We start from the raw sequence: 21,939 nt of genomic DNA on the forward strand, positions 1-21,939 counted from the left end.
AGTGCGGCGCAGCGAGTTCCAGTAGTGGGTCGAATCGACACTCATCGTTCTATGAGTGGGACAATGCTGGCGATTCTGAGAGAACGGCCATGGAAGACCTGAACGACCTCGTCCTGTTTGCCAGTGTGGTGACGCACGGCAGCTTTTCCGGCGCCGCGCGGGCGCTGGGCATTCCCAAATCGCGGGTCAGCCGCCGTGTGGCCGATCTGGAGGCGCGACTGGGTGTGCGGCTGCTGCAGCGCTCTACACGCGCGGTGCACGTGACGGACGTGGGCTCGGCGTTCTACGCGCATTGCGAGTCGATGACGCAAGCCGCCCGTGCCGCTTTCGAAGTGGCCGAGCACGCGGGCGAAAAACCCTCGGGCCGCCTGCGCGTGAGTTGCCCGGTGGGCGTGGCGCACGTGTTCATTGCCCCAGTGCTGTCGAAATTCCTGCGCGCGCAGCCCGAAGTGCGGCTCGAGCTGGACGTGACCAACCGCCGCGTCGACGTGATCAGCGACGGCTATGACGTGGCGTTGCGCGTGCGCTCGACGCTGGACGATTCCAACCTGGTGGTGCGCAGCTTTGGCGTGAGCGACCAGGTGCTGGTGGCCAGCCCGTCGTTTGTGGATCAGCATGGTCCGTTTGACAGCCCGGAATCGATGCGCGGGGCGACGGGTGTCGGCGTGGGTGGCGCGGCTGGCGAACGCGCGCGCTGGCGACTGACCGGTCCCGAAGGTGGCGCCATCGACGTCGATTACACCCCCGCGCTGGTCACTGACGACCTGTACCTGATGAGCCGGGTTGCCATCGAGGGCATCGGTATCGCGCAGTTGCCGTTCAACCTGTGTGCCGAGGCCATCCGCGATGGCAGGCTCGTCGTGCTCCTACCTAGCTACCGCTTGCCGGCGCATCAGTTTCATGCGGTGTTTCCGTCGCGCCGCGGCTTGGTGCCGGCGGTGCGGGCGTTTATCGAATTCCTCGCACAAGAGCTGCCCGATGTGACGGCGAAGGTCAGCCGCTGCTATGCGGATATCGCCCAAGGCGCCCAAGGCAACCCGCCGCACCTCGATCGTTGACCCTGCAACGATTGACGATCAGCAGTATCATCAACGGCTTCATTTCGTTGTTTGTGTGGACGCCCGCGACGGTGTCTGCGCAGCCCCCCATGTCCTCCCGCCCCAGCATTGAGCCGCCCCAGCCGGACACCCCCATTGCGTCGTTGACCGACCCGCTTGGCACGTCGCCCGTCCCCGAGATTCCGGTGATGGTCGTAATGGGCGGGCTGATGCTCGCCATCCTGCTGGGCGCGCTGGAGCAGACCATCGTCGCGGTGGCGCTGCCCGTCATTGCAGGCGAATTCAACGGCTTCGCGCTGATGGCGTGGGTGGTGTCGGCGTATCTGGTGGCGTCGACGGTGGTCACGCCCATCTACGGCAAGCTGAGCGATCTGTATGGCCGTCGCGCCATGCTGACCACGGCGATTGCGTTGTTCGTGCTGGCCTCGGTGGCGTGCGCGCTGGCGACCAGCATGCCGATGCTGCTCGTTGCGCGCGTGCTGCAGGGGTTGGGTGGCGGCGGGCTGATCTCGGTGGCGCAGGCGACCATTGCCGATGTAGTGCCGCTGCGCGAGCGCGGCCGCTACCAGGGCTACGTGAGCGGCATGTGGGCCATGGCGAGTCTGGCCGGCCCGGTCATTGGCGGTTATCTCACGCATTACCTGTCGTGGCGGTGGATCTTCTGGATCAACCTGCCGCTGGGCATCGTTGCGTTGTGGGTGGTGCGCCGTACGTTGCGGCATTTGCCGGTGGCGCGTCAGCGTCGGCCGATTGATGTGCCGGGCGTCGTTCTGTTTGCGGTGGGGCTGACGGCGCTGTTGCTGATGATCACGCGCGTGGGGCAGGGTGTGCCGCTTACGCAACCGGACAACCTGGGCTTGCTTGTGGCCGCCGTGGTGGTGCTGGGCGTGTTTGTCTGGCAGGAAAACCGCGCGGCTGAGCCGATCATTCCGCTGTCGATGTTCCGGGTGCGCACGGTCACGATCTGCTGTCTGGCGCTGTTCCTCTGCTTCTTCCAGTTGATTGCCACGTCGGTGCTGATGCCGTTGCGCTTCCAGATGGTGGCTGGCGCCAGCCCCGATGCGGCGGCGCTGCGGCTGGTGCCGCTTACGCTGTCGATTCCGTTTGGTGCCTTCGTTGCCGGCAAGTGGATGACGCACAGCGGCCGCTATAAGCCCTTGATGCTGGGCGGTGCCTGTGTGGTGCCGTTCGCCATCGTCGCGCTGGGCCTGCTGGACCCGCACAACGTCTGGGCGCTCACGCTGGCAATGATCGTGCTGGGCCTGGGCATTGGCGTGCAATTTCCGACCGGGCTGGTGGCTACGCAGAACGCCGTGTCGCCGCAAACGGTAGGCCTGGCGACGGCGCTTACGGCGTTCTCCCGTCTGCTGGGCGGCGCGGTGGGTGTGGCGGTGCTGACGTCGGTGCTGATTGCGCTGTTGCGTCAGGCCGCACCCGAAGCGCAGGTGGCTGCCGGGGGCGATCTGCTGATGGATCTGTTCCACGCGGCGCTCGCCAGCAATGGGGCTGATGCGCAGGCGCTGCAACGCGCGGGTGAGAGCGCCTTCCGGCATCTGTTCTTCTTTGCGGCGGCGGTGTCCGCGATTTCCCCGCTGCTGCTTGTGCGGCTGGAGGAGAAGGCACTGCGCGGTAAGGTGTCGCTCGCGCAGGCGGTGGACTGAGCCCGCGCTAGCTCGCTGCCGGCATCAACGCGCGGCGCCGGGCCTTGCGCACGACGCTGCCCTCATACAAGGCCCAACGCAACGTGGGTGCCACGGTGTGCATGGCGGCAGACGCCAGCGCTGCGCGCAACGGCGGCGGCTGGAGGTCGAGCATCTGCGCGGCCCACGGCGGCAGCAACTGGATGCCGGCATCCAGAAACAGGCGCACCGCCGGCTTCAGCCCCGGGCGCGGCACCGGCCAGTTCATCAACACGTCAACCACCGTGCGCGTGCGGTCGCTGGCGACCAGTTCCGCACGCATGGCGTTCAGATAGTCGCGGATGGCTGCGCGGGATTTCGGCACATCGCGCGCGCCCAGCAATTCGGCCACCAGCGCGGTCTCTGCAAAGTAGCGGTCCTGATCGGCGCCGCTCAGGCCGCCATCCACGTAACGCAGATAGCCCGCCAGGAAGCTCGACATTTCGGCCACGTGCACCCAGGTCAGCAGGTCCGGGTCGTTGGCGGAATAGGGGCGGCCATCCGGTGCGATGCCCTGTACGCGGTCGTGGATGACCTTGACGTGCTCGATCAGTGCCAGCGCGTCGCGCCGGCTGCCATAGGTGGTGCCGGCCACGAATTGTGCGGTGCGGCCCAGGCGGCCCTGCAGGTCTTCACGAAAGTTGGAGTGGTCCCATACGCCGGCCAGCGCCCGCGGGTGCAGTGTTTGCAAGAGCAAGGCGCTGATGCCGCCGGCCATCATCGAAGGGAAATCGGCATGGACTTTCCAGCAGACGGCATCGGGGCCAAACAGGCCGGGGTCCCCGGGCGGCGAGGCGAGATCGAGCGAGAGTCCGCCGCTGGCGCGTGTCAGGCCGCGGACCTGGTTGGCGATGCGTTCGCGCAGGATGGCAAGCGGGGAGGGCATGGTGCCGAATGGCAAGCGAAGAAGCTTCTATTTTAACGACGCACCGCACCACGCGCCGCGATGACAGAACGCCGCACGCAGTGCACAACGGCTAGGAACATTTGTTGCGCACCCGTTGCAGTAGTGCCTCCTAGAATGCAAAGACGATTCGCGAACCCGCTATGCCTATGCTCCCCCATCGATACTCCGCCTGGCTGGGCTGGATGGCCCTGGCGCTGGCCGGTTTCTGCTTCGGCCCTGCGGCGCACGCAGAAAGCGCCACATCGCTGCGCGACCGCTACCAGGCCCTGGCGCCGCAACTTGCCGACAACCCGTTCCACCGGCCGCTGGTGCTGGAATCCACCGAATCGCCCGACCGGCTCAAGAGCGATATCTACAGCGTGCTCGACTATCCGTTTGCCACTGTCAGCGGCGCGCTGAATGACCCGGCGCAGGGTGCCGCCAACTGGTGCGACGTGCTGATCCTGCACCTGAACATCAAGTATTGCCATGCCACGCAGGGCGCCAGTGGCAGCGTGCTGAACGTGAACCTGGGCCGCAAAGTAGAGGAATCGCTATCCAGCAGTTACCGGCTGGAGTTCAACTTTCACCCAGCGGCCAGCAGTGCGGACTACTTTCGCGTGGAACTGAGCGCCGCCTCCGGCCCCCTCAGCACCCGGGATTACCACATCGTGCTGGAGGCGATTCCCGCCCCAGGGGTCAGCAACCACACCTTTCTGCACCTGACCTACGCCTACGGCTACGGCACCGCCGGCCGGCTGGCGATGCGGACATACCTCGCGACCGTGGGCAGCGGCAAGGTCGGCTTTACCAAGACGGCGGATGCTTCATCGGGCACGCCCGACTATGTGGGCGGCGTGCGCGGCTTGCTGGAGCGCAACACGATGCGCTACTACCTGGCGATCGATGCTTACCTGAAATCGCTTTCGGCGCCGCCGGACAAGCGCCTGCAACAGCGTCTCAACACCTGGTTCAACGCCACCGAGCAGTACCCGCGCCAGCTGCATGAACTGGATCGGCAGGACTACATGGAGATGAAGCACCACGAGGTGGAGCGCCAGCAGACGGTGCAGTAAGGGCGAGGCTGGCTTCAAGCCGGCCGATACACCTTGGCAAACCGCTGTGCCTGCACGACACCGTAGTCGCCGGGGGCGTATTGCAGGATCCAATCACCGGCTTGGCCGTGCAGTACGTCGCCGGCTTCGGAGCGGGCCATCGAGAACGGCGCGTCCATCTGCTTGGCCAGCACCACGCTCGGGCGATTGCGGTAGGCACCGGGCTGACCATGCGCGAGCGCGGTATCGGCGGGCAGATATTTGGCATCGAAGCGCTCACGCGAGACGACCCAGCGGTCTCCCGTTGAACCGGTGATGAGCGCATCGCCGGGGGCATAGCGGTTGGGGCCTTCCAGGCTCATCAGCTCGCCGGGGGCGTGGGCAAAGTCGACGTGGACGGTCTCGTCCTTGACGAAGGGGCGCGCAGCGGGGTCGGTGCGCAGATCAACATGTTGCAGAGTGGGCATGAAGCGCGTGGCGTAAGACAGCGTAAGACGGAGCAGCGGTCAAGGCCGTAAGGGTACCCCGGATGCGGTGGCAGTGCGGTAGCGTGGAGCGCACAATACCGCAGCCCCACGTTACTATCTTCGTGCCCCAATAATCGGGGCTTTGGCCAGCCAGGCCCGGCATGATTGCTGCCCCCAGTCGCCCATGATCCGGGGGGTGTTGTCACCGGGCCTGGTGGGTGGCTGGTGATCGCTGATAGGGGCTTGGCCAGGACTTCCTGAGGCCGCCCGTAACGTGGATGCCGAGACTTGCCACCGATGTTGCCGGCCAATGTGTTTCATGGCGTCTCACCTTCATGCAAGAACCGCTTCAGCACAATTCCATTGATGTCTTTGTCGGCGTCGATGTCGGCAAGGGCCAGCATCACGCCGTCGCGCTCGATCGCAGCGGCAAGCGCCTGTACAACAAGGCGCTGCCCAATGACGAAGCCAAACTACGTGCCTTGATCAATGAACTCAAGGCGCACGGCCAGCTTCTGTTCGTGGTCGACCAACCCGCTACCATCGGCGCGCTGCCGGTGGCCGTGGCTCGCGACGAGGGTGTCTTGGTCGCCTATCTGCCAGGGCTGGCCATGCGCCGCATCGCAGATCTACACGCCGGTGAAGCCAAGACCGACGCTCGCGACGCGGCAATCATTGCCGAAGCCGCCCGCTCCATGCCCCACACCTTGCGCTCGCTGCGGCTGGCCGATGAGCCGCTGGCCGAGCTCACCATGCTGTGTGGCTTCGACGACGATCTGGCCGCCCAAGTCACTCAAACCAGCAACCGCATTCGCGGCCTGCTCACCCAGATTCATCCCGCCCTCGAACGAGTGCTGGGGCCGCGCCTGGATCATCCTGCCGTGCTCGATCTGCTTGAGCGCTACCCGTCACCCGCCGCACTTGCCGCGACCAGCGAGAAGACGCTCGCCAACCGCCTGATCAAACTCGCTCCGCGTATGGGCAAGCGCTTGGCCGCCGAGATCGTTCAAGCGCTTGGCGAACAGACCGTCGTCGTGCCCGGCACCCAGGCCGCGACTGTCGTCATGCCGCGCCTTGCCAAGCAGCTCGCTGCCTTGCTACAGCAGCGCGACGAGGTCGCTAGTGAAGCCGAGCGCCTGGTGCATGCACACCCTCTTTACCCGGTCCTGACCAGCATGCCCGGAGTCGGCGTCAGGACCGCCGCCAGACTCCTGAAAGAAGTCGCGCACAAGGCCTTCGCTTCAGCCGCACACCTGGCCGCCTATGCCGGCCTGGCGCCAGTCACCCGGCGCTCGGGCTCGTCCATCCGAGGTGAACACCCCTCCAGGCGCGGCAACAAGGTGCTCAAACGAACCTTGTTTCTCTCTGCGTTTGCTGCCTTGCGAGACCCGATCTCACGCGCCTACTACACGCGCAAGATCCAGCAAGGCAAGCGTCACAACCAAGCCCTCATCGCGCTGGCTAGGCGTCGTTGCGACGTCCTGTTCGCCATGCTGCGCGACGGGACCCTTTACCAACCCAAAACCGTCCCTAACGCTTGACGAAACACATAGGGGCACCCCCCAACCCCCGCGGAGCCCGCATGCCGATCCACTGGTCCCTCATCGCAAGCTGCGAAGCCGATGCCCTCCATGGCCGGTTGGTCGAAATCGACGGCTGGGCGATGCCGCTTGATGCAGCGGCGCCGTCGGCCAGCTACTTCCTGCTCGCCGAAGAGGCCCCGTGCTGCGGTCGCTGCGTGCCGCGCAATCCGGCCACGAGCGTGGAGGTGTTTGCTGCGCAGCCCGTGCCAATGGGCGACGGCGCTATTCGCGTGCGCGGCCGCCTGCTGCGTTTGCACGATGATCCGGCCGGCTGGTACTACCAGTTAGTGGACGCCACGCTTGCGGCGGAACAACCGGCGAGCGAATCCCCGCGCGTCAGCCGCCGGGTGTTTCTGGCCGCAGGGGCCGCGCTGGGCCTCGCGGCTTGCGCGCCCGGTCGCTTCGCCAACTACACCGAGGGGGCATCCGGCGACGCACCCACATGGACGCCCGCACCCGGCACGCTCACCATCGACATGCATAGCCACGCCGGCCGCGTCATCGTTTCACGCGACCCCAAGATCGGTGCCAACCGGCCCTTCCTTCCGCTGGCCGAGCCGATGCGCGCTGGCGGCATGCACGTGATCTGCCTGGCCATCGTCACCGATACGACGGCCACGCACGTGTCGGCCAGTGGCAACCGGTTCGAGGCCTTCCGAACGCCGGAACCGGGCGAGCTGTATCAACTCGGCATGACGGAATTTGCGCGCGCCCAACGGTTGATCGAGCGGGAGCAGTTGCACGTGGTGACGGACGCGGCCTCGTTAGCGGCCATGGGGCAGTTGGGGCCGAGCGTCATCATCGCGTCGGAAGGGGCGGATTTTCTCGAGGGCCACATCGAGCGCGTGGACGAGGCCTACACGCAGCACCGTCTGCGGCACCTGCAGCTCACGCATTACCGCGTGAACGAACTCGGCGACATTCAAACGGAGCCGCCCGTGCATGGCGGCCTCACGGATTTCGGCGCCGACGTCGTGCGCCGCTGCAATGCGCTGGGCATCGTGGTGGATGTGGCGCATGGCACGTACGATTTGGTCAAACGCGCGGCCGCTACGACCATCAAGCCGCTGGTGCTGTCGCATACGGCGTTGACCGGGCGGCCGAGGGAGCGCAGCCGGCTGATCTCTGCTGACCACGCGCGCGCGGTGGCGGAAACCGGCGGGGTGATCGGCGTGTGGCCCAATGCGTCGGATTTCCCGACCCTCGATGCCATGGCCATCGGCATCAAACGCATGGTGGATGTGGTGGGCGTGGCGCACGTCGGTCTTGGCACCGACATGCTCGGTTTCATCAAACCGCCGACCTTTACGGACTACGCACAGTTGCCGGCGCTGGCAACGGCGTTGCTCAAGGCCGGTTTTACCTCGGGCGAGGTGGGGCAGCTTCTGGGCGACAACTACCGGCGGGTGTTCGAGGCAACGGTGAGCTGAAAACCGCAACGCGGCGCGGACCGTAAGGGTTGGCGTGCGCGAACTTGCCTAGGCCATCTGTTGTTGCCTGTAGTTGGTGCAGTCACGCGGTACGTCGCGATCCAGCAAGTCTTCATCTATTTGAAGGATGAATGGCGGCATGGGCTTACGCAGAATCTCTCCCACAACACACCAGAACGGACCCGAGGGAGGGAACCATGAAGCTCACACCGATTGCAATCAGCGCTGCGGCGCTTGTTTTGACTGCCGGCTTGTCCGCTTGTGGCGGAGGCGGAGATTCCGCGCCGGCGCAAACCGGCCCGCAATCACAGACGATCAGCGGGGTCGCGGCCACTGGCGCGGCCATGCCTGGCGCAACGGTCAACGTGACGTGCTCGGCGGGTTCGGGTACTGCCACCACCAGCGCAGACGGCAGCTATTCGGCACCCATCACGGGTGCCAGCCTGCCTTGTGTGGTGACGGCCACCAGCAGCGACGGCAAGACCGTGCTGCACTCGCTGGTTGCCGGTTCCGGATCGATCAGCAGTGCCGCCACGGCCAACATCACGCCGCTGACGGAACTGCTGCTGGCACAACTGGCTGGACAGGACCCGGCAAAGTACGTGGCCGGGTTCAGTTCGACGACGACCGTCAATGCCAGCGACGTCACCGCCGCGCAAGCCGCCCTGATCAAGGTGTTGCAGAGCGCTGGCTTTGACGCGTCGGGCATCAGCGACTTCCTGGGCGGCACGATCAGCGCGGGCAGTGGCCAGGGCTATGACGGGGTGCTCGACACGCTGCAATCGACGCTGGCTGGTGCGGGCGTCACCCTGACCGACCTCAGCACCGTGGTTGCCAGCACCAGTGGCAGCTCCAGCGGGTCTGCGGGCTCGACGGTGGGCACCGTGCTGGCGCCAGCCAATTCGGCCTGTCCGGCACTCAAGAGCGGCGATCATCGGCTGGTCAAATTCTCGGATGGCTCGGCTCAGGTGGTGACTGTCGACGCGGTCAAGCTGACCGTCGCGATGGGCGGCGCGAGCTACCAACTGACCCAAGGTGCGACGGCCTGCGATTACTCGTTGAACGACACCGGTTCGACGCGCGTGCTGGTGGCCAAGTCGGGCATGGCGGTGTGGACCAACGGCACCGGCAGCACGGGCACGCTCTCGCTGTCGGTGCCCAAGCAGACCGTGGATCCGAGCGCCGTCAATGGGAACTACCTCTATGCACTCCTGAGTGGGCAAGACCAAGGCACGTTTGGCACGAACAACTATGCGAAGGGCGTCGTGACGGCCGCCACGAACTGCGCGGTCAACGCGCCTTGCGCGCCTGATCTCAATTCACCGTATGGGCATATGGTTGCCACCTCAGATGGTGGGGTCGATTGGGTTGACGATGGCGCCTCGGCAGGTACCGTCGATGCCCACGCCTATGGGTTCAAGAATGCGCAGGGCAATATGGTCTTCGTGGTTGCGCTCACCGGAGGTGGCGTGGGCATCTTCGCTCAGCAGACGACGCTGTCCGTGCCAGCAGTCGGCACGACCAACGCTTTCTGGCAAAGCAACGTGAAGTCGACTGGTCTGACTGCGGTGACGGAAGACAGCAACACCATCACGGCGGTGAATGGCTCGACGGTGACGCGCACCTTTGCCGACAACCATACGGACCAGATCATCTATAACGATCCGTTCAACGGCCTGCGCCATCGACCCGGTACCGCGGTCTGCACGAACACGAGCGGTGTGACGGTGACGTGCAACCAGACGTGGCAACTGCCCTTGGGCGGCCTGACGCTGGCATTGAGCGGCTCTCCGTCCATCACACCGAGCACGTATCAGGTGAACTTCTCGGTCAACAAGCCGGCGCAGTAACGCAACAAGACAAGCGCTCCCCGCGCGGCCCCGTTGGGGTATCGGCACCGGCCTTGAAAGGGCCGGTGCCGACGCATTTGTAGAGCCACGTTCGTCCCCCATCCCTCGCATCCTTCATTTGGTGGAAAAACACACCAAACGAACGATGCCCGCCGTGCAACACCCGTGCTACGGTGACACGCACAACATGCCCGGCGCCGACCACCACGGCGAGCGCGACGGGCGGCCGGGCCAGACAGCCATTCTTCCGGGGGGAAGCATGCTCAAAGACCAACTGATTGGAGACCTGTACGAAGCGGCCGTGACGCAGGATGGCTTCCTGGAAGTCTTCCACGACGTCACCGAGGCATTGGGTGCCAACGTGTTCCACATGTTCAGTTGGGACGCTGCGCGCAATGCGCCCCACCTTTCGACTTACTCCCCGGGAAGGGGGTGGGACGAGGTGATCGCACTCTACGATCAGTACTACGGCGCGCTCGACCCGCGCCGCGAGCATGTGCAACGTGCGGCGCTGGGTGAATTCGCTTTCTGCCAGGACTACGTATCCGACGCCTACGTCGAGCGCAGCGAGTTCTATCAGGACTACCAGCTACCGTCGGGCTTCCGCTACTTGATGGGCGTGCGGCTGGCGCGCCCTGGCAGCAGCGACATCCTGCTCGGCATGCTGCGCTCCAGCGGGCGGACGCCGTTTTCCGAAGAGGAACGCGCCACGGCCGCCGGCATGACCGGCCATCTGCAGCGCACGATCAATCTCTGGCAAGACACGCGCGTGCTGCATCGCGACGCGGCGCTCGGTGCGGAACTGATGGAGCAGCTCGGCCTGGCGGTATTCGCACTCGGGCGTGATCAGCGCGTGCTGTTTGCCAACGCTCAGGCCGAGGCGCTCTTGCGCGCGTCGACCTGTCTGCGGCTGGAGCATGGCCGCTTGCATGCCACCTTTGCCGCGGATAACGATGGTTTGCAGGCAGCGCTGTCGCGCGTGGCCAAATCCCGCAAGGGAGAGAGTTTCGCCGTGCGCCCCTCACTGGGCGCGGCGCACGAACTCTTTCTCGGCATTTCGCTCTTGCCCGCCAATGCCGCCCATGCTGCGTTTGGCGATGCGGCCATGATGGTCACCGTGCGCCGCCGTGGTGCGGCCAGCCCGGTCACGGCAGTGCAACTCCGGCAGGCGTTCGGCTTGTCAGCGGCAGAGGCCGCCGTTGCGGAGGCCTTGATTCTGGGGCGCTCTCCCGATGAATACGCTGACAGTGCCGGGGTTGCCGTGTCGACCGTGCGCACACAGTTGCGCTCGATCTACGAGAAAACCGCCTCGCGCTCGCAAGCCGAAGCGGTGGGGGCGATGCTGTGGGTGCTGTCGCAGAACAAGCCGGTGGCACAGGGATAGCGGGGGCGCCTCCATAACACGCACGGCGGAGCCTGGTGCAAGTAGCGCGGCCCGCCCGTTGCGTGCGTGCGCGAATTACGAAAACACCGGCCGAAAGAAGCTGCGCTCGTAGCTGACGATGCAGCCGGTCGCGTCCGCATATTGGAAGGCGGCGATGCAGGCAGGATCGGTTTTCGACTGCTCCCGATAGGCCTCGTAGGCCGCGAGGCTGGGGAACGAGAACAAGGCCAGTGCGACGTTGTTCGCGCCTTCGGATGGCAGAAAGTAACCGTGGTGCTGGCCGCCAAATTTCTCGACCAACGGAATCCACATCTTGCCGTAGGTCTCGAATTCAACGAGGCGGGCGGGGTTGATGATGTAGCGGAGGTAGCAGGTGACCATGGCGTGTGCGGGCAAGGGGAGAAAGGCTGTGAGCCTAAATGCCTGCCCGCCGCATCGTCAATGTCGGTCGTTCAGTAATACCGCAGCTCTGTGGCCTTGCCGTGGAACACCTTGTACGAGTATACGGTGTACGCCACGATGGTCGGCAGCACGATCGCCACGCCCACCAGCATGAATTCGAGCGACTCCGGTGCGCTGGCGGCTTGCCAGATGTCGAGCCGGTCCACCACCAGGTACGGGAACAGGCTGTAGGCGAGGCCGTTGAACGCCAGCAGGAAGATGGCACCGGTGCCGACAAAGGGCGCCCAGATCAGGTGTTCATCCCCCTTGGCAATCTGCTGCGGCAGGCGGCGCAGCACCCAGTCGATCAGGCCGAACAGCGCGATGGTGACCAGCGGCACCGGCGCCAGCAGAATGATGTTGGGCAACACGAACCACTTGTCGAACACACGCGTGCTGACCCAGGGTGTGGCGAGCGATACCGCCGCCACGCCCAGCGCAGTGAACCACAGGCTGCCGCGCGCCCATTGCACCGCGCGCAGCTGCAGTGCGCCTTCGGTCTTCATGATCAGCCACGTGGCGCCCAGCAGCAGGTAGCCCGCAATCAGCCCCGCCGCCGTGCAGATCGCAAAGACGACGTTGGCCGCGTCGTACTGAAAGCCGGTGATGTAGAGACCTAGCATCAGGCCCTGCGATGCCGTGGCGATGACGGAGCCGGCATAGAACGCGCGGTTCCACCACGGCTTGTGGTGCGCGCGCGCCTTGACGCGAAAGTCGAACGCCACGCCACGCAAGATCAGCCCGAACAGCATCAGCGCGACCGGCAGATACAGCGCGCCCAGGATCTCCCCATGCGCGGCCGGAAACGCCACCAGCAGCAGGCCGACGCCGAGCACGAGCCACGTCTCATTCGCATCCCAGAACGGGCCGATGGAGGCGATCATGGTGTCCTTCTCGGCGTCATCGGCGCGACGCAGCAGAATGCCGACGCCCAGGTCGTAGCCGTCCAGTACGACGTAGGCCAGCACGGCAATGCCCATCAGGGCCATGAACACCACCGGCAGCCAGCCGGCGGGTTGGGTGAGGTCGGGAATGGTGTTCATGCTTGGATTGCGGCGCCAGAAAGTTGCGGGGCGTGTGTGCCGGGAATGTCGGCATCGGTCGGGTCAATGGCGCCGCCAGCCTTGCGGGCCAGGTAGAACACCACGCCGATATACGAGGCGATGAGGAAGGCGTATAGCGCGAGGTACATCGCCAGCGTGGTACCGATCATCTGCGCGGGCACGGCAGAGGCGGCTTGCGCAGTGGTCAGCACGCCATAGACGAGCCACGGCTGGCGGCCGATCTCGGTGACGTACCAGCCGGCGACCACGGCCACCCAGCCCGAGAACGTCATCGCCACGAGGGTGCGGGCGAGCCATTGCGGCAATTCACCGTTGCGACGCAAGCGCCAAGCGCTCACCCACGATACGGCCAGCATCAGCACGCCCACGCCCACCATCGCCCGGAATGCAAAGAACACCGGCAGCACGGGCGGATGCTGGTCGAATTGATCCAGCCCCTTTACTTCGCCATCGAGCGCGTGCGTCAGGTACAGCGATGCCAGCTTGGGCACTGCAATCTCGAAACGGTTGCTGCGCGTGGCCGCGTCGGGCACGCCGAACAGCACCGCCGGCACGCCACGCTCGGTTTGCCAGATGCCCTCCATGGCGGCGAGCTTGGCGGGTTGATGTTCCAGCACGTTCAGGCCATGTGCGTCGCCCGCGGCAATCTGCAAGGGGATCAGCGCGGCCGCCAGTACCACACCCGTCTTGAGCGTGGCGCGCACATCGGCGCTGCGGTCGTTACGCAGCCAGCGGTAAGCGGAGAGCCCCGCCAGCAAGAACGCCACCGTCAGCCCCGAGGCCAGCAACATATGCGTGAACCGGTACGGGAACGACGGGTTGAAGATGATCGCCGGCCAGCTTTGCGGATGCGCGCGGCCGTCGACCATCACGTAACCGGCGGGTGTCTGCATCCACGAGTTGAGCGCGATGATCCAGAACACCGAAATGGTCGTGCCCAGCGCAACGAGGAATGTGGCGAACGTATGGATGCGTTGACTCACGCGGCCCGTGCCGAACAGCATGATGCCGAGGAAGCTCGCTTCCAGAAAGAACGCCGTCAGCACCTCGTACGCCAGCAGGGGCCCAGCGATATTGCCCACGGTGTTCATATAGCCCGGCCAGTTGGTGCCGAACTGAAAGCTCATCGTCACGCCGGACACCACGCCCAGCGCGAACGTGAGCGCGAAGACCTTCACCCACAGGCGGTACGCGGCCATCCAGGCCTCATCGCTGGTTTTGCGATAGCGCAGCTTGAAGAACAGCAGCACCCACGCCAGCGCAATGCTGATGGTGGGAAAGAGGATGTGGAAGGTGATGTTGGCGCCGAACTGGATGCGCGCCAGTACAACAGGATCAAGTGACATGGTTCTACTTTTGGGGCGGGGCTACTTCGATTTGCCGCCAACGACAACGGCGAGTTTGTTCTTCATCTCCAGCAGCTTGTGCACCTTGGCGCCCATCTTCATGAGCTGCTGCAGGGAGTCGGCGTCCAGCGTCTGCACGTCGTCAAACCAGTTGGTCATGAGCGTGATGAGCTGATACATCTCCTTCATGCGCGCCTGGGCGTGGCGGTCGTCCGGGTCGGTGGGGGATTCGAGCATCACGTCGCGCAGCAGCGTGAGCGTGGGGTCGATCTCGCGCTTGCGGCGCTCTTCTGCCAGCGTGCGGAAGATGGTCCAGATGTCGTCGGGGGCCGCGAAGTATTCGCGCCGATCGCCCGGCTTGTGCGACAGCCGCACCAGCTTCCACGACTCCAGCTCCTTCAGCCCGATGCTGACGTTCGAGCGTGAGAAACCCAATGCCTCGGCAATCTCATCCGCGTTGATCGGCTCGCGCGCCGCGTAGAGCAGGGCGTAGATCTGCCCGACCGTGCGGTTGATGCCCCAGCGACTGCCCATCTCGCCGAAATGCAAGACGAAGCGTTGTTTCAAGGGGGAGAGTTGCATCGTTTTGATCTTTCTCAAATTTCAGGAATTTGTGAAAGTTTAGAACGCGCAAGTGTGGTTGGCGATGTGGCGTGCTGTCGCGGGGACGACGGGGAGGTAGCGGCGGCGCTCAGTCAGCGTTGTGATGTTTGCTCACATGCAAACGTATGGAAACTAGTGAACACCTTCAGTTTTGGGGCGGACACAGAAAAATTAACGCAAATGAGGGATTAACGGATTTTTCGGTTTGAGATAACCGTCGGCGGTTCACTCCGCAAATGGGGTGGGTACCTGATGAATTCCCTTCTGCGTAGCCAGTTACGGCAGGTAGAAACCATTTTCAGAACGCAGTATCTGCTCTGGCAGTTTTATCGGCTGTTCTGTCTACACCCCGCGAAAAAAGGGTTATCTCCCCCTTAATAAATTTGATTCTCTGCCGAAAACCCGGTTGCTAAGCAAAATCATCAAAGGAGACCTCCCGTGCGTGTCAATGAACCTGTTACCCAGCGTGAATACGAGTTCCCGGATAACGCCACGCTCATGTCGACCACCGACACCCAGAGCTATATCGCCTATGCAAATGCGGCCTTTGTCGAGGTGAGCGGTTTCTCGCGTGAAGAGATCGAAGGCCAGGCGCATAACATCGTGCGCCACCCTGACATGCCACCCGAGGCATTTGCCGATATGTGGGCGACGCTCAAGGCCGGCCAGCCCTGGACGGCGCTGGTGAAGAACCGCCGCAAGAATGGCGATCATTATTGGGTGCGGGCCAACGCCACGCCGGTGGTGCGCAATGGCCGGGCCAGCGGCTATATGTCAGTGCGCACGAAGCCGTCGCGCGAAGAAATTGCAGGGGCCGAGGCGCTCTATAAAGAGTTTCGCACCGGCCAGGCGGGCAGCCGCAAGTTCCACAAGGGCTTGATCGTGCGAACTGGGTTGATGGCCTGGCGCTCGGTGTTTCAGATCATGCCTGTGCGCTGGCGCATCCGGCTCACGTTCCTCATGTTGCTGCCGGCGCTGCTGGCGGCGGCATGGGCCTTCGGGTTGTCGGGCTCGGCGCTCGGCGGTTTTACCGGTGTTTTGCTGCTGGCGCTGATGCTGGGCTCCTGGTCATTGAAGGTGCAGATCGCCACGCCGCTTGAAAAGCTGCAGGAGCACGCGCTGAGTGTGGCGTCGGGCGAGAGCCGCAAAGTCGCCATTGCGGATCGCGTGGACGAGATCGGCATGACGCTGCGCTCCATCAGCCAGCTCGGGCTGATGTTCCGCTGGCTCATCGACGACGTGGCCGAGCAGGTGGTCAACGTGCAATCGGCCAGCCAGGAGATCGCCAAGGGCAACGGCGATATCAATATGCGCACCGAGCAGGCGGCCGCTAGCCTGGAAGAAACCTCGAGTTCCATGACGCAGATGACCGCCACGGTGGCCAGCAATGCGGAAACGGCGGGCCAAGCGAATACGCTGTCGAGCGCGGCCACGCAGGCGGCTGTGAACGGCGGCCGGGCCATGGAGCAGGTGGTGGCCACCATGAGCGCGATCACGCAAAGCGCCAAGCAGATCGCCGACATCATCGGCGTGATCGACAGCATTGCCTTCCAGACCAACATCCTCGCGCTCAATGCCGCTGTGGAGGCTGCACGGGCGGGCGAGCAGGGCCGTGGCTTTGCCGTGGTGGCAGGCGAGGTGCGTGCGCTTGCGCAGCGCAGTGCAGGTGCTGCCAAGGAGATCAAGGAGCTGATCGGCACCAGCGTCGACAAGGTGGAATCGGGCTCGCGGCTGGTGGACGATGCCGGCAAGACCATGGACGACATCGTCGATCAGGTCAAAAAGGTGTCAGCCATGATCGCCGACATCAGCCTGGCGACGGCGCAGCAAACCGACGGCATCACGCAGGTCAGCCAGGCGGTCAACCATCTGGATCAGGTGACGCAAGAGAACGCTACGCTGGTCGGCCAGAGCGCGGCTGCCGCCGAGGGCCTGCGCATTCAGGCCACGCGCCTGGTGGAGGCGGTGAACGTATTCCGTTGAACACGATGCAAATGCAAAAACCGCGTGAGCGCCACATGGCGATTGTGCTGTCTTCGCCTACTATGCCTGTGCAGCATCACCCTCCAAACACACGTTCACGGGAGCACGGACATGGCATCACACGGTTTGATTGCATGGTTGATCATCGGCGCGGTCGCAGGTTGGCTGGCCGGTATCTTGGTCAAGGGCGGCGGTTTCGGCATCTTTGTCGACATCGTGGTCGGCATCGTCGGCGCGTTCATCGGCGGATGGCTTGCCGGCGTGCTGCACATCTCGCTGGGCAGCGGGTGGATCGGCTCGATCATCACGGCGGTGATCGGCGCGGTGATCCTGCTGTTTATCATCCGGCTCATCAAACGCGCTTAGTCGTTTAGTACAAGCCAGTACGGAGCCGGTACGGCGGTGGATGGTGCTGTCATCCAACCGCCGGATTTCAACCCCCATCGCATCACCTAGACTGGTTGCATCAGGACAGCCGCGCCGCGCCACAAGCGTCGGTGCGGCCGGTACACGCCATACCCCGCGAGGCCACCATGTCTGATCAACTCACCGCGCCGCAGGCCCTCTACGAAGGGTTCGAGATTCACGTTGCGCCGTCCCCCACGCGCGCCAACCCCGCCCGCTACACCTACACCGGTTACGTGTGCCACCCTGGCGCCGACCCTAACCAGCCGGGTCATACGGTGCCTTTTCATGCCGATGGCGATGACAGCTTCCGTAGCGCGGAAGAAGCCATGGAAGAGGCCATGCACGTGGCACGCAGCATCGTCGACGGCACGCATCCGGACCTCTCCGTGTTGTCGATCGTGACGCACGGCTACTGACGCGCAAAGCCTGATCAAGCAGTCGTTGCTCGCCCACCCCAAGTGATGGGTGGTCGCCTTCCCGCGGCCGCGCACGCATTTGCTGTGCCGCACCATCCCGATTCGCATCTGCACCGAAAGCGTGCGGTGCAACGCCCGTGCATGAGGCACGGGCGCTGTGCGCCGGCGCCGCTTTCTGCTGCAAACCGCGATAGATCAACGCTTCCCACGCTTGGCATACCTGTTGCATAGACCCATTGCGCGGATCAATGGCGATACGTGCTCTTCGTGGTGAAGGCCCTGGTGCTCAGGGCTACTTGGACAACGGCGTCCCAGAACCTGGCTCAGGTAGCGAGGTTCTCGGGCGCCTTTCTTTTTTTCTGGAACTGGGATTCGACATGACCGCCAATGCCACTCGGGCCACCCGAATCGATCTGTTCAGCTTGCGCACGCCGCAGATGCGCGCCTTTCATCTGACGTGGCTCGCGTTCTTCGTGTGCTTCTATGCGTGGTTCGCCTGCGCGCCGCTCATGCCGCTGCTCAAGGGCGAGTTCCACCTGACGCCGGGGCAGATCGCGAACATCAACATCGCCGCGGTGGCCGTGACGATCCTGGTGCGGCTGATTGTCGGCCCACTGTGCGACCGCTTTGGCCCGCGCAAGACGTACACCGGCTTGCTGGTGTTGGGGGCCATCCCCGTCCTGGGCGTGGCAACGGCGCAGAGCTATGAGGCCTTCCTCTTCTTCCGCCTCGCGATTGGCGCGATTGGCGCGAGCTTCGTCATCACGCAGTACCACACGTCGGTCATGTTCGCGCCTAACGTGGTGGGCACCGCCAACGCGGCGGCCGCTGGCTGGGGCAACGCGGGCGGCGGTGTGGCGCAAGGCACGATGCCGCTGCTGCTGACCGCCATCGTGATGATGGGCGTGACGCAGAGCCTGGGCTGGCGCCTGGCCATGGTGGTGCCGGGTGTGGCCATGTTGATCGTCGCGGCGCTCTACTGGCGCTATACGCAAGACTGCCCGGAAGGCAACTACGCAGAGCTGCGCGCCGCCGGCAAAACCATCGAAGGCGGTAAGAAGGGCGGCTGGGGTAGCTTCGTCACGGCCGCTGGCAACTACCGCGTCTGGCTGCTGTTCGTCACCTACGGTGCGTGCTTTGGCGTGGAGATCTTCATCCACAACATCGCGGCCACCTACTACGTTGATCACTTTGGCCTGTCGCTGTCGGCGGCCGGCATGGCGGCTGCCAGCTTCGGCCTCTTGGCGCTGTTTGCCCGCGCGCTGGGCGGCATCGTATCTGACCGCATGGCGGCCAAGCGGGGCCTGGATGCCCGCACCCAACTGCTGTGCCTCTTGATGCTGGGCGAAGGCCTGGGCCTGTTCGGCTTTGCCCACGCCGGTAGCGTGACGGTGGCCGTGCTGGCGATGCTCGGCTTCGGTTTGTTCACCCACATGGCCTGCGGCGCCACGTATGCGCTGGTGCCCTTCATCGATCGCCGCGCACTGGGCGGCGTGGCCGGCATCATCGGTGCGGGCGGCAACGCTGGCGCGGTGGCTGCCGGCTTCCTGCTCAAGGGTATGGCCGATACGCAGGCCACGCTGTCCATCCTCGGCGTGCTGGTGGCGCTGTCCGCCATCTGCGCCATTGCTGTGCGCTTCTCGGCAGAACACAAGGCGCGTGAACAAGCGCTGTACGACAACACGCTGGCCGCCGCCAACGCCTGACAAGGAACATCACCATGACCATGAAGATCGTCGTCATCGGCCACGGAATGGTGGGCCACAAGTTTCTGGAAAGCCTGCTGCACGCGCCGGGTCATCACCTGCAAGTGACGGTGCTGTGCGAAGAGCCGCGCCCCGCGTACGACCGTGTGCATCTCTCCGAATTCTTCGCCGGCAAGACTGCGGAAGACCTGTCGCTCGTTACGCCGGGTTTCTTCGACCGCGATGACGTGGTGCTCAAGCTCAACGCCCGCGCCACCGCCATCGACACGACCGCCAAAACGGTGACGGCCTCCACCGGCGAGGTGCTGCCGTACGACAAGCTGGTGATTGCTTCCGGCTCGTCGCCCTTCGTGCCCCCCGTGCCGGGCAAGGACCGCAAGGACTGCTTCGTCTACCGCACCATCGAAGACCTCGAAGCGATGGCCGAATGCGGCCAGCGCGCCAAGACCGGCGTGGTGATCGGCGGCGGCCTGCTGGGCCTGGAATGCGCCAAGGCCCTTCGCGATATGCACCTGCAAACCCACGTGGTCGAGTTTGCCGGCCGCCTGATGGCCATGCAGGTGGACGACGGCGGCGGCCGCATGCTGCGCCGGAAGATCGAAGATCTGGGCGTGACGGTCCACACGCAAAAGAACACGGTGGAGATCGTCGATGGGGTGGACGGTACGCACCGCCTGAACTTCGCCGACGGCACGCATCTGGACGCCGACATGGTTGTCTTCTCCGCCGGCATCCGCCCGCGTGATGAGCTGGCACGTGCCTGCGGCTTGGAGGTGGGCGAGCGCGGCGGCATCGTGATCGACTCGGAATGCCGCACCTCCGCGCCGGATGTGTACGCCATTGGCGAATGCGCACTGTGGGGTGGGAAGGTCTACGGTCTGGTTGCTCCCGGCTACGAGATGGCCCGCATCACCGCCAAGCAAATCCTGGCCGCCGATGACGCGACCGAATTCAGTGGTGCCGACATGAGCACCAAGCTCAAGCTGATGGGCGTGGACGTGGCCAGCCTGGGCGATGCACAAGGCACGACGCCGGGCAGCCGCAGCGTGCAGTTCACCGATGAGCGCAAGCAGATCTACAAGAAGCTGGTGGTGTCGGAAGACGGCAAGTACCTGCTGGGCGGCGTGCTGGTGGGCGACGCGGCCGAATACGGCACGTTGTTGCAGATGATGCTGAACCGCATTGAACTGCCGGAGGCGCCGGAATTTTTGATCCTGCCGCAGGCCGATGGCAATGCGCGCCCGGCATTGGGTGTGGATGCACTGCCCGACAGCGCACAGATCTGCTCGTGCAACGATGTGTCGAAGGGTGCGCTGTGCCAAGCCGTGTGCGGCGGCGCCACCACCGTGGGCGCACTGAAGGATGCAACCAAGGCCGGCACCTCGTGCGGCGGCTGCGTGCCGCTGATGACGCAGGTGATGAAGGCCGAGATGAAGAAGCAGGGCCTGGCCGTCAACAACCACCTCTGCGAGCACTTCCCGTATTCGCGTCAGGAGTTGTACCACCTGGTGCGCGTGGGCCGTATCCAGTCGTTCGAGGCACTGCTGGAAGCGCATGGCCACGGCATGGGCTGTGATATCTGCAAGCCCGCCGTGGCAAGCATCCTCGCTTCGTGCTGGAATGACTTCGTGCTCAAGAAAGAGCACGCCAGCCTGCAGGATTCCAACGACTACTTCCTCGCCAATATCCAGAAGGACGGCACGTACTCCGTGGTGCCGCGCATGCCGGGCGGCGAGGTGACGGCGGACGGCCTGATCGCCGTGGGCCAGGTCGCCAAGAAGTACGGTCTGTACACCAAGATCACCGGCGGCCAGCGCGTGGACCTGTTCGGCGCGCGGCTGGAACAACTGCCGCTGATCTGGGAAGAGCTGATCGCGGCTGGCTTCGAGTCGGGCCACGCCTATGGCAAATCGCTGCGCACGGTGAAGTCGTGCGTGGGCTCCACGTGGTGCCGTTATGGCGTGGGTGATTCGGTCGGTTTTGCGATTGCGCTGGAGAACCGCTACAAGGGGCTGCGCTCGCCGCACAAGATCAAGTTTGGCGTATCGGGCTGCACGCGCGAATGCGCCGAAGCACAGGGCAAGGACGTCGGCATCATCGCCACCGAAAAGGGCTGGAACCTGTACGTGTGCGGCAACGGCGGCATGAAGCCCCGCCATGCCGAACTGCTCGCCGCGGACCTCGACCAGGAAACGCTCATCAAGTACGTCGACCGCTTTCTGATGTTCTACGTGCGCACGGCCGACCGCCTGCAACGCACCAGCACGTGGCGCGACAACCTGGAAGGCGGTCTGGACTACCTGAAGGACGTGGTCATCAATGACAAGCTGGGCATCGTGGCCGAGTTGGAAGCCGAGATGCAGCACGTGGTCGACACCTACCAAGACGAATGGAAGACCGCCGTGACCAACCCCGAGGTGCGCAAGCGCTTTCGCCACTTCGTCAACAGCGACGCGAAGGACGCGAACGTCGTCTTCGTGGAAGAGCGCGGGCAGATCCGCCCCGCCACGGTGGAGGAGCGTACGAAGACACGCCCCGTGCGCATTCCCGTTGTTGCTGAAGCCGCTTGAGAGAGGAGCC

18 protein-coding genes are annotated in these 21,939 nt (G+C 64.4%); 12 read left to right on the top strand and 6 right to left on the bottom strand.

The annotated features are described in order from the left end of the window. Nucleotides 1-89: 89 nt before the first annotated feature. Nucleotides 90-1,058 carry a LysR family transcriptional regulator gene (locus ACN9M1_RS18245; RefSeq protein WP_426399971.1) on the top strand — a complete coding sequence of 323 codons (969 nt, stop codon included), beginning with the start codon at nt 90-92 and terminating at the stop codon, nt 1,056-1,058. Nucleotides 1,059-1,147: 89 nt separating this feature from the next. Then, entirely contained in the window at nt 1,148-2,719 is a 1,572-nt protein-coding gene (locus tag ACN9M1_RS18250) for an MDR family MFS transporter (RefSeq protein WP_426399972.1), read from the top strand. Between the two features lie 7 nt (nt 2,720-2,726). On the opposite strand, the gene ACN9M1_RS18255 is transcribed toward ACN9M1_RS18250, so the two are convergent. After that, entirely contained in the window at nt 2,727-3,623 is an 897-nt protein-coding gene (locus tag ACN9M1_RS18255) for an oxygenase MpaB family protein (protein WP_426399973.1), read from the bottom strand. Between the two features lie 161 nt (nt 3,624-3,784). On the opposite strand from ACN9M1_RS18255, the gene ACN9M1_RS18260 reads away from it, so the two are divergent. Next, entirely contained in the window at nt 3,785-4,699 is a 915-nt protein-coding gene (locus tag ACN9M1_RS18260; protein ID WP_426399974.1) for a hypothetical protein, read from the top strand. A gap of 14 nt (nt 4,700-4,713) precedes the next feature. Here the strand turns inward: ACN9M1_RS18260 and ACN9M1_RS18265 are convergent, their stop codons facing one another. Continuing rightward, on the bottom strand, nt 4,714-5,145 hold the full coding sequence (locus ACN9M1_RS18265) for a PGDYG domain-containing protein (protein WP_426399975.1): 432 nt from the start codon (nt 5,143-5,145) through the stop codon (nt 4,714-4,716). 335 nt (nt 5,146-5,480) lie between these two features. On the opposite strand from ACN9M1_RS18265, the gene ACN9M1_RS18270 reads away from it, so the two are divergent. The 4 genes from ACN9M1_RS18270 (at nt 5,481) to ACN9M1_RS18285 (ending at nt 11,392) form a co-directional block, all read left to right on the top strand. Then, nucleotides 5,481-6,686 (top strand): IS110 family transposase, encoded by a 1,206-nt coding sequence (locus ACN9M1_RS18270; protein ID WP_426400760.1) that lies wholly within the window; start codon nt 5,481-5,483, stop codon nt 6,684-6,686. Nucleotides 6,687-6,727: 41 nt separating this feature from the next. Then, nucleotides 6,728-8,158 carry a dipeptidase gene (locus tag ACN9M1_RS18275; RefSeq protein WP_426399976.1) on the top strand — a complete coding sequence of 477 codons (1,431 nt, stop codon included), beginning with the start codon at nt 6,728-6,730 and terminating at the stop codon, nt 8,156-8,158. A 344-nt stretch (nt 8,159-8,502) separates the two neighbouring features. Beyond that, entirely contained in the window at nt 8,503-10,008 is a 1,506-nt protein-coding gene (locus tag ACN9M1_RS18280; RefSeq protein WP_426399977.1) for a hypothetical protein, read from the top strand. Between the two features lie 259 nt (nt 10,009-10,267). Continuing rightward, nucleotides 10,268-11,392, top strand: coding sequence for a helix-turn-helix transcriptional regulator (locus tag ACN9M1_RS18285; protein ID WP_426400761.1), 1,125 nt, complete (start codon nt 10,268-10,270; stop codon nt 11,390-11,392). 75 nt (nt 11,393-11,467) lie between these two features. Here ACN9M1_RS18285 and ACN9M1_RS18290 read toward each other — a convergent pair whose 3' ends face one another. From ACN9M1_RS18290 to ACN9M1_RS18305, 4 genes are all read right to left on the bottom strand, one after another. Beyond that, nucleotides 11,468-11,773 carry an NIPSNAP family protein gene (locus ACN9M1_RS18290; protein ID WP_426399978.1) on the bottom strand — a complete coding sequence of 102 codons (306 nt, stop codon included), beginning with the start codon at nt 11,771-11,773 and terminating at the stop codon, nt 11,468-11,470. Between the two features lie 71 nt (nt 11,774-11,844). After that, nucleotides 11,845-12,876: a cytochrome d ubiquinol oxidase subunit II gene (locus tag ACN9M1_RS18295; protein ID WP_426399979.1), complete on the bottom strand. Its 1,032-nt coding sequence runs from the start codon at nt 12,874-12,876 to the stop codon at nt 11,845-11,847. Then, nucleotides 12,873-14,243 (bottom strand): cytochrome ubiquinol oxidase subunit I, encoded by a 1,371-nt coding sequence (locus ACN9M1_RS18300; RefSeq protein WP_426399980.1) that lies wholly within the window; start codon nt 14,241-14,243, stop codon nt 12,873-12,875. Before ACN9M1_RS18300 ends, ACN9M1_RS18295 begins: the two co-directional genes overlap by 4 nt. A 21-nt stretch (nt 14,244-14,264) precedes the next feature. Beyond that, on the bottom strand, nt 14,265-14,825 hold the full coding sequence (locus ACN9M1_RS18305) for a GbsR/MarR family transcriptional regulator (RefSeq protein WP_426399981.1): 561 nt from the start codon (nt 14,823-14,825) through the stop codon (nt 14,265-14,267). Nucleotides 14,826-15,284: 459 nt separating this feature from the next. Between ACN9M1_RS18305 and ACN9M1_RS18310 the strand changes: the two genes are divergently transcribed. The 5 genes from ACN9M1_RS18310 (at nt 15,285) to nirB (ending at nt 21,929) form a co-directional block, all read left to right on the top strand. Then, nucleotides 15,285-16,829 (top strand): methyl-accepting chemotaxis protein, encoded by a 1,545-nt coding sequence (locus tag ACN9M1_RS18310; protein ID WP_426399982.1) that lies wholly within the window; start codon nt 15,285-15,287, stop codon nt 16,827-16,829. A gap of 111 nt (nt 16,830-16,940) precedes the next feature. After that, nucleotides 16,941-17,195 (top strand): GlsB/YeaQ/YmgE family stress response membrane protein, encoded by a 255-nt coding sequence (locus tag ACN9M1_RS18315; protein ID WP_124381963.1) that lies wholly within the window; start codon nt 16,941-16,943, stop codon nt 17,193-17,195. Nucleotides 17,196-17,362: 167 nt separating this feature from the next. After that, the gene (locus ACN9M1_RS18320) at nt 17,363-17,653 is read left to right on the top strand and encodes a hypothetical protein (RefSeq protein ID WP_426399983.1); all 291 of its coding nucleotides are present in this window, start codon (nt 17,363-17,365) and stop codon (nt 17,651-17,653) included. Nucleotides 17,654-18,030: 377 nt separating this feature from the next. Next, nucleotides 18,031-19,359, top strand: coding sequence for an MFS transporter (locus ACN9M1_RS18325; RefSeq protein WP_426399984.1), 1,329 nt, complete (start codon nt 18,031-18,033; stop codon nt 19,357-19,359). A gap of 14 nt (nt 19,360-19,373) precedes the next feature. After that, entirely contained in the window at nt 19,374-21,929 is a 2,556-nt protein-coding gene (gene nirB / locus ACN9M1_RS18330; RefSeq protein WP_426399985.1) for a nitrite reductase large subunit NirB, read from the top strand. Nucleotides 21,930-21,939 lie beyond the last annotated feature (10 nt).

Source organism: Ralstonia sp. R-29, assembly GCF_049913345.1.
Lineage (GTDB): Bacteria > Pseudomonadota > Gammaproteobacteria > Burkholderiales > Burkholderiaceae > Ralstonia.